The sequence below is a fragment of the Lactobacillus sp. C449L genome, assembly GCF_059900815.1.
The window spans coordinates 1-482 of the sequence record NZ_JBWXGA010000125.1 but is presented as its reverse complement, the minus strand read 5'-3'; the positions used below and the strand labels follow the sequence as shown (position 1 = coordinate 482).

Here is a 482-nt window from a genome sequence, read left to right as displayed (position 1 = left end):
CAGCAAATACTTAATGAACCGGGAAATCGGATTTGGCCGGAAACTCCTGCAAATGTTAGAAGAATTCGGTTTATCCTACGAACATATTCCTTCCGGGATTGATGATATTTCGATCATTTTAAGGAAAAGCCAACTGGATCAAAGTACAGAAGGAGAAATTAAGAACCGGATTTATTCAGAGCTTCAAGCCGACGAGGTGAAAATTGAGCGGAATCTCGCCTTGATCATGATGGTTGGCGAAGGCATGCGCCAAAACGTCGGAACAATGGCAAGAGCATCTAAAGCACTGGCAGCCGCGGAAGTGAACATTGAAATGATCAACCAGGGTTCGTCCGAGGTGAGCATGATGTTCGGAGTGAAGGAGGAAGATGAAAAGCGCGCTGTGAAGGCTCTATATGAGGAGTTTTTTGCGGCTGTGGCAGTAAACGCTTAGAGTATTTTTCCCATGCGGCCAATAAAATTTAGTCAAAAAGCCCTTATAT

Annotated in this window: 1 protein-coding gene; it reads left to right on the top strand. The window is 44.4% G+C overall.

Annotated features, from left to right (window positions below; all coding sequences use genetic code 11):
• On the top strand, positions 1–433 hold a 433-nt coding region (locus AC2JF9_RS08630; RefSeq protein ID WP_500726945.1), incomplete at its 5' end, for an ACT domain-containing protein.
• Positions 434–482: the final 49 nt, after the last annotated feature.